The organism is Sphingopyxis sp. (assembly GCF_035565275.1).
In the GTDB taxonomy this organism is placed as follows: Bacteria; Pseudomonadota; Alphaproteobacteria; order Sphingomonadales; family Sphingomonadaceae; genus Sphingopyxis.
In genome coordinates this window covers 1-7,723 of record NZ_DATMST010000103.1, presented here as the reverse complement: position 1 = coordinate 7,723, position 7,723 = coordinate 1, and the positions used below count along the sequence as shown (strand labels likewise).

General features: G+C 67.4%; 5 protein-coding genes. All 5 read left to right on the top strand.

The window, feature by feature from the left end; all coding sequences use genetic code 11:
- On the top strand, positions 1 to 301 hold a 301-nt coding region (locus tag VN047_RS07285; protein ID WP_325541463.1), incomplete at its 5' end, for a CHAT domain-containing protein.
- A 4-nt stretch (positions 302 to 305) separates the two neighbouring features.
- Positions 306 to 2,378 (top strand): adenylate/guanylate cyclase domain-containing protein, encoded by a 2,073-nt coding sequence (locus VN047_RS07280; protein ID WP_325541462.1) that lies wholly within the window; start codon positions 306 to 308, stop codon positions 2,376 to 2,378.
- Entirely contained in the window at positions 2,365 to 3,123 is a 759-nt protein-coding gene (locus VN047_RS07275; RefSeq protein ID WP_325541461.1) for a hypothetical protein, read from the top strand. Before VN047_RS07280 ends, VN047_RS07275 begins: the two co-directional genes overlap by 14 nt.
- 182 nt (positions 3,124 to 3,305) lie before the next feature.
- Positions 3,306 to 5,126: a ShlB/FhaC/HecB family hemolysin secretion/activation protein gene (locus tag VN047_RS07270; protein WP_325541460.1), complete on the top strand. Its 1,821-nt coding sequence runs from the start codon at positions 3,306 to 3,308 to the stop codon at positions 5,124 to 5,126.
- 29 nt (positions 5,127 to 5,155) lie between these two features.
- Positions 5,156 to 7,723: beta strand repeat-containing protein (locus VN047_RS07265; RefSeq protein ID WP_414712677.1), on the top strand; the 2,568-nt coding region annotated here is incomplete at its 3' end.

Here is a 7,723-nt window from a genome sequence, read left to right as displayed (position 1 = left end):
CGTGCGCAGCTTCATCGGCGCGGGCGGCCGTTCGGTCATCGCGAGCCACTGGCCCGCGCCCGACGACTTCAACGCGACCCGGCGCCTGATCGGCGGACTGTTCACGGCGGGCCAGGGGACCAGCGTCGCCGATGCGCTGTGGGCGACGCAGGTGCGTCTGATGGACGACCAGCAGACCTCGCATCCCTATTATTGGGCGGGCTTCGCGATCATCGGCGACGGCGGCCAGGCGCTGCTCCATGACGGTACAACCACCGCCGCTGCGGGCACGAAGGGGGCAGCCGGTCGCGCGGCCCGCTGATCCGATGACAGCCGCCGACCCGACCTCCGCGCTGGACGGCCAGCGACCCGCGGTCCCGCTGCGCAAGCGGGTGCGCCGGCTGGTCATGCAGCTTGGTCCGTCACGCATGGCGGCGACGATCGCCTTTCTGTTCGTGGCGATGCTGGTCGCAAGGTTCAGCTGGCAGATGCCGCTGATCGACGCCGCCGAACGCGCGCTTTACGATTCCCGCGCGACGCTGATGGCGCCGCGCGTCGAACAGGACAGGCGCATCACTCTCGTCACCTACAATGACGAGACGCTGTTCAACACCGGCATCCGCTCGCCGCTCGACCGGACATTGCTTGCGAAGGCGCTCGGCAACCTCGACCAGATGGGCGCGAAGGCGATCGGGATCGATATCGTCTTCGATTCCCCGCGCCCCGACGACGACGTGCTGAAGGCGCAGCTGCGCGCGATGCAGACGCCGACCTGGCTCGCCTATGCCGAGCAGCAGAGCAACCCGAACACGATCTTCTACGAACAGCAGAAATATCTGGAAGCCTATCAGGCCGACGTCACGACTGCGAAGACGAGGCCGACGAGCGTGCTGTTCCGCACCGACGACGACAGCGTGATCCGCAACTGGCCCGACCGGCCGAAGAACCTGCCGCCGCTGATGGCCAACGCCCTCGCCCCCGTCGATCGGGCGCATGCGAACTATCAGGGCAATATCCGTTTCCTCGTCCCTGCCCGGGCGGCCGAGAAAGAGGTCGAGCCCGTCTTCGCCAATATCCCGATCGACACCTTCGCGATGCCGATGGACGCCGAAATGCGCGAGGGCTTTGCCGAACTGGTGAAGGGCCGTTACGTGCTGATCGGCGGCGACATTATCGACAACGACCAGTTCAACACGCCGCTCAGCCGCTTCCCCGACGCGATCACCGGCCAGCATGAAACGATGATCGGGCTCGAGGTGCACGCGCACATGCTGGCGCAGCAGCTCGACAACGCCTGGTCGCGCCCGCTTGCCGGACCCGCGCTGTGGGCGCTTGCTATCCTCGTCGTCCTCGCGGGCAGTCTCACCAGCCTCATCGACCTTCGCGCCCGCTGGGTCGCGCTCGCCTTTTTCGGCCAGATGGCCTTCTTTATCGCCTTCCCCTTCTGGCTGCAGGGTCGCGGCATCGACACGACCACCCTGCCCACCTTCGGCTGGGCGGTCGGCTGGCTGTTCGGTTATGCCGCGGTCGGCACCGCCGCGCGCACGGTCGGGTCGCGCCAGCGCGCCTTCGCGCAATCAGCGCTCGGCAAATATCTGCCCGCCGACGTCGCCGCACAGATCATGCGCGACCCCGACCAGCTGTCGCTGCACGGCGAGCGGCGCAACATCTTCTGTGTCTTCACCGACCTTGAAGGCTTTACGAAGCTCAGCCACGCAGTGACCCCGGAAACCGTCGCGCGCCTGCTGAACGAATATCTGGACCGGCTTTCGGACATCGTGCTCGAACATGGCGGCACGATCGACAAGTTCGTCGGCGACGCGGTCGTCGCTTTCTGGGGCGCGCCGATCAGCCGCGCCGACGATGGCGAACGGGCAGCCGGCGCCGCGCTCGCCATGTACCAGGCAGGCGAGAAATTCCGTGTCGATCTGGCGGCCGAGGACGTGCCGCCCATCGGGATGACGCGCGTCGGGCTGCATGTCGGCGACGCGATCGTCGGGAATTTCGGCGGCGAGGGCCGCATCCAGTATACCGCGCTTGGCGACAGCATGAACACCGCTTCAAGGCTCGAGGCGGCGAACAAGGGCCTGAAGACCGGCGTCCTGATTTCGGCCGAAGCCGCCGCGCGGTCGGGCCGCGACGATCTGGTCGCGATGGGACGCGTGACATTGCGCGGCCGTGCACAGCCCGTCGATGTCTATACCCCGCGCCCCGATCTTGTGCCGGAACGGCGCGCCCGCGTCGCCGCGCTTGTCGCCGCGCACGCGGCAGGCGATAAAAAGGCCTATGTGACCGGCGCCACAGCATTGGCGCAGATATTCGGTCAGGATGCAGCCATCATGTTTCTGATAGAACGCCTGAACGAGACCGAAAAAGGAGAAAGCTATGTTCTTTCCTGACGTCCGGACGCGCCGCCACGGCCTCGCTGCCACGGCCGCCGTCATTGCCCTGACCGTCGCCGGCACCGCCGCCGCGCAATCGATGGTCGTCCGCTCGACCGGGCCCTCGGCCACCAAATATCCGACGGGCGCAAAGCTGAAGGCGGCCGACAAGCTGACGCTCGTCGCCGGCGACAAGGTCGTGCTGATGCAGGCGGGCAAGACCCGCACCCTTTCCGGACCCGGCACTTTCGGCGCCAGCGGCACCGTCCAGGCCAGCCAGTCGATGAGCGGCACCGTCACGCGCATGCTTGCCAAGGGCCCGACGATGCGGTCACGCGGCGGATTTTCGCGCGGCGAACCGAATACGATTCCGGTCGATGCCCGCGCCCCCAACCTGTGGCTGCTCGACTATCGCGAAGGCGGCACCTTTTGCGTCGCCGACCCCGCAACATTGCTGCTCTGGCGTCCGAATATGGAGGGCGACACGGCGCTCGAGATCGAAAATGCCGGTAAAAAGGCAACCGTCGCGATCGTCGACGGCGCGAATTTTCGCAAATGGCCGACTGACCAGTTGCCGGTGCAATATGGCGTCGACTATCGCCTGTCGGGCGCCGGCCTCGCGCGGCCGGTGACGGTGCGCTTTACGTCGATGGACAATCCGCCCGACACGATCGAAGGGTCGATCGACATGCTGGTGGCAAAGGGCTGCTCGCCGCAGCTCGACCGCCTGGTCGATGCGATGTCGGAAGGCGAGGCACGGTAAGGCAGGCAGACCGGGCGGCCATTGAACCCGCCCGATCCGTCTGATAATAATCGAAAGAAAATCTGCCGATCCGTCGGCGGAACCTTTCCCCGGGTCGAAAATTCGCGCTGCCGGCCGTCGGCAGGGCCAGTCTAATTGGCGCGCCGCCTGCGATGCGGCGACATCGTGCGCAAGGGGTGGTAATGATCAGGGGGCATCTGGGGAATATGGCGATCGTGAAGCCGGGACCGGCTGCGATCCGCAGGGCGCTGGCCGGTTCGGCAGGGCTGGCGGCCGCGTCGTTGCCTGCCATGGCGCTGGCGCAGGCGACGCCGCAGATTCCGACGCGCGAAGAAATCCAGCAGCCCACCCTCGCACCGGTGACACCCCCCAACGAACAGATCGTCTCGGCCGACGACAGCATCGAACGCGCACCCTGCCCGCTCGCCAGTCCCGAATTCGCGAATATCCGCTTCACGCTGCGCGCGGTCGAATTTTCGACCGTCGAGGGGATAGACCCCGCACTGCTTGCGCCGAGCTGGTCCGACCGGGCCGGGCAGGAGCTGCCGATTTCGGCGGTCTGTGACATTCGCGACCGCGCCGCGACGATATTGCGGTCGCGCGGCTATCTGGCGGCGGTACGGGTGCCCGCGCAAACGATCGGTGACGGCGTCGTCCGCCTCGACATATTAAGCGCGCGCATGTCGCGGATCGAGGTGCGCGGCGACCCCGGCGCCAACGAAGGACTGCTGCAACGCTATCTGTCGCGGCTCGACGACCAGCCGGTATTCAATATCGTCGACGCCGAACGCTATTTGCTGCTCGCGCGCGATATTCCCGGCATGGACGCCCGGCTGACACTGCGCCCCGGCGCCGCGCCCGGCGAAGTCGTCGGCGAAGTGACGGTGGCGCGCACCCCCGTTCTGTTTGACTTCAGCGCCCAGAATTTCGGGTCGCGCGATGTCGGCCGCTGGGGCGGCGTCGCGCGCGTCCGCTTTGCGGGCCTCACCGGCATGGGCGACCTCACCACCGCCAGCTTTTATTCGACTCCCGATTTCGACGAACAGAATGTCGTGCAGCTTTCGCACGAATTCCGCGTCGGGGGTGAAGGACTGCGGCTCGGCGGCAGCTACACCTACGCGTGGACACGCCCCGACATCGCGGGTTTGCCGGTCAAGTCGAAGACGCAGATTGCCAGCCTCTTCGCTTCCTATCCGGCGGTACTGACGCAGGCCGAGCGGATCACCGTCGGCGGCGGCCTCGATATCATCGACCAGGATATCGGCCTTGGCGGCATCCCGATCAATCGCGACCGTTTGCGGATCTTCAACCTGCGCGCCGATGCGAGCTGGATCGACCCCGCGTCGGTCGCGGGAAGCAATGGATACAGCCCGTCGGAACCGCGCTGGTCCTATGCCACATCGTTCGAAGCGCGGCAGGGCGTGAACTTCCTCGGCGCCAGCGACGATTGCGGTCCCGGCGGCGGGGCGTGCTTCCTGCCCGGAGCGGTGCCGCTCACCCGCGTCGAGGGCAAGCCCGACGCCTTCCTCGTCCGGGCCAATGCGCAGGCCGAATGGCGGCCGCACAAGCTGTTCACCCTGTCGGCGGCGCCGCGCGCGCAATGGGCCAGTGACCCCCTGCTTGCCTATGAGGAATTTTCGGGCGGCAACTTCACCGTCGGTCGCGGGTTCGACCCGGGCACGATCATTGGCGACAACGGGGTCGGGGTCGGGGTCGAGGCCCGCTACGGCTCCTTCGTTCCCGCCAACACCAAGGCCTTTGCCTTTCAGCCGTTCGTCTTCTTCGACGCCGCGTGGGTGTGGAACGAGGATACCGCCTTCGACGGCCTCGACCCGCAGAAACTCTATTCCGCCGGCGGCGGCCTGCGGGTCGCTTATGGCGCTGTCGCGCGGCTCGACATGACGCTTGCCGTACCGCTCAATCGCGGCGGATTTCTGACCGAAAGGCCCGATCCGCGGTTGCTCGTGTCGCTGACCACCCAGTTCGGCGTGCGGGCGCGCTGACCATGACCTTTGCATCGAGGACGACCGCCATGCGTGCCACCATCACCGCAGCACCGATCCGCAAGGGGAAAAAGCACCTTCTCGAAAGCTGCGCGATCGCGGCGGGCATGCTGGCGCTGGCCCATGGCGGACCCGCGCTGGCGCAAGTGGCGGGCTCGGGTACGGTCACCACGCTTCCGTCGGGAACGACCATCAACACTGGCGTGAACCCGTCCACGGTCAACGTCGACGGCGCGCAGAGCATCATCGACTGGACACCGTCCAATACCCCCGTCGGCGGCGTGATCGATTTCCTGCCGTCGGGGAACACGCTGAACTTCGTCGGCGACGCATCGGGCTATACCGTCCTCAACCGCTTCGTCGACGGCGGCGGCACCTCGATTACCGACCAGATCGCCATCAACGGCACGGTCAACAGCTATCTCGGATCAACCAGCGGGCCGCAGGGAGGCAATATCTGGTTCTATAACGCCGGCGGCATATTGATCGGCGCCTCCGGCGTGATCAACGTCGGCAGCCTCGTGCTGACCAGCAACGCCATCGATACCAGCGGCGGTCTGCTCGGCCCGGCCAACACGATCCGCTTCCGCGGGGCGGCGGGAACATCGGCGATCACCGTCAACGGCACGATCAACGCAGCCAACGGCAATCCGGGCAGCAGCTACGTCGCGCTCGTCGCGCCGCGCGTTGTCCAGGCGGGCGCGGTGCGCGTCGACGGTTCGGCCGCCTATGTCGCAGCCGAACAGGCCGATATCCGCATCAACGGCGGGCTGTTCGACATCAATGTGACGGTGGGGGCCGAAGGCGGCAATGTCATCACCCACACGGGGACAACCACCGGCCCCGCGCATCTGGATGGCGACGCCGACCAGAACCGCATCTATATGGTCGCCATTCCCAAAAATGACGCCGTGACGATGCTGGTTTCGGGCGCGATCGGATATGACGACGCCGTCTCGGCGACCGAGGCCGACGGCGCGATACGCCTGTCGGCGGGCTATAACATCGTCGGCGGCGAACGGGCGACGACCCCGGTGAACGCGACCGCGGCAAACATCGTCGCAGGCGACACGCTGTTCCGCAGCAACACGACCGCGCGCGCCAGCGGCACCTTCACCGCCGGCCCGACGCAGCAACTGCCGGGATCGCCCGCGCCACTGTCGTCGGCGGGCCAGTTTTTCGTCGAGGGCAGCGGCACCTTCATCGGCGACGCGAGCGCGACGCTGAATATCGGCACCGGCCAGTCGGGCGGCGCCACGGGCAGCCTCGCAATCGTCTCGGGCGGGACCGGCGCCACCGCGGGTAACGCCGCGATCAACGTCACCGGCGGCACGCTGTCGACGACCGGCGGCCTGACGATCGATGCTTCGGGGATACCCCAGGCGCTGACCGGCAACAGCCAGGGCGGAACCGCCAGCCTGACGATCACCGGCGGATCGGTGTCGGCGTCGGCGGTCACCGTCGAGGCCAGCGGTTATGGCATCGTCGGTACCAACGGCAGCGGCGGCAGCGGCAGGGGCGGCAACGCCAGCATCGCGGTCAGCAATGCGGGCAGCACGCTGACCGCGCCCAACATCTTCATCAACGCGGTCGGCACCGGCGCGACCAGCTTCAGCACCGCACCCGACGTCAACGGCGACGGGCGCGGCGGCATCGCCAGTCTGACGGTCGCCGATGGCGGGGCGGTCGGACCGGCCGCACTGCTGGCGATCGATGCGGGCGGCACTGGCGGCCTCGGGCTCGTCCAGTCGGGCGACGGCTTCGGCGGCACCGCACGCATCGCGGTATCAGGCGCCGGCTCATCGCTCTCGACGACGCAAAGCTTCATCAATGCCGAGGGCGCCGGCGGCCGAAGCATCGGAAGCTTTCTGACGCTGAATGGCGGCGACGGAACGGGCGGCACGGCGGAATTGATCGTCAACGCCGATGCCGCGAGCAACCTGTCGCTCGGCAACCTTGCCCTCTACGCCATCGGACGTGGCGGCAGGGCCGATGGCGAGAATGCGGTCGGCGGCAGCGGCGTCGGCGGCACGGCACGCCTGACGGCCGATGGCGGCGCCACTGTGGGGCTGAGCCTGCTGACGCTCGATGCCTCGGTACCGGCGGGATCGGGCAACAGCACCAGCGGCACGACGGGACGAACCGGCAACGCGCAAGCGGGCGCGACGATATTGAGCGCCGCGAACGGGTCGACGATCGCGAGCACCGGCGACATGCGCCTTTTCGCGGTCGGCATGGGCACGGCGGGCGAGAATTTCGGCACCGGCACCGGCGGCACCGTCACGGTCACCGCAACCGGGGGCGGAACGATCGAGGCAGGGAACAGCTTCATCGCGCAGGCTATGGGCGGCAGCATCTCGGGCTCGATTGAACAAAGCGCCGGCAATGCCGTTGCCGGTGATATCGATTTCCTCGCCGACGGCGGCACGATCCGCGCCGAGGTCTATCGGGTGGACGCCAGCGCCAACACGGTCAATGTGCTGGGGACCGGCGGCACCGCGCAGGGCGGAACCATCGACGTGCGCGCGCAGAATGGCGGGCAGTTCATCGCGACGCTCGACGCGACGAACATCTTCAACGCGGGCGCCACGGCGGGC

What these genes read in the sequence shown, in the direction of transcription:
- VN047_RS07280 (WP_325541462.1), top strand. Translation starts at nt 306, where the DNA reads ATGACAGCCGCCGACCCGACCTCCGCGCTGGACGGCCAGCGACCCGCG.
- VN047_RS07275 (WP_325541461.1), top strand. Translation starts at nt 2,365, where the DNA reads ATGTTCTTTCCTGACGTCCGGACGCGCCGCCACGGCCTCGCTGCCACG.
- VN047_RS07270 (WP_325541460.1), top strand. Translation starts at nt 3,306, where the DNA reads ATGATCAGGGGGCATCTGGGGAATATGGCGATCGTGAAGCCGGGACCG.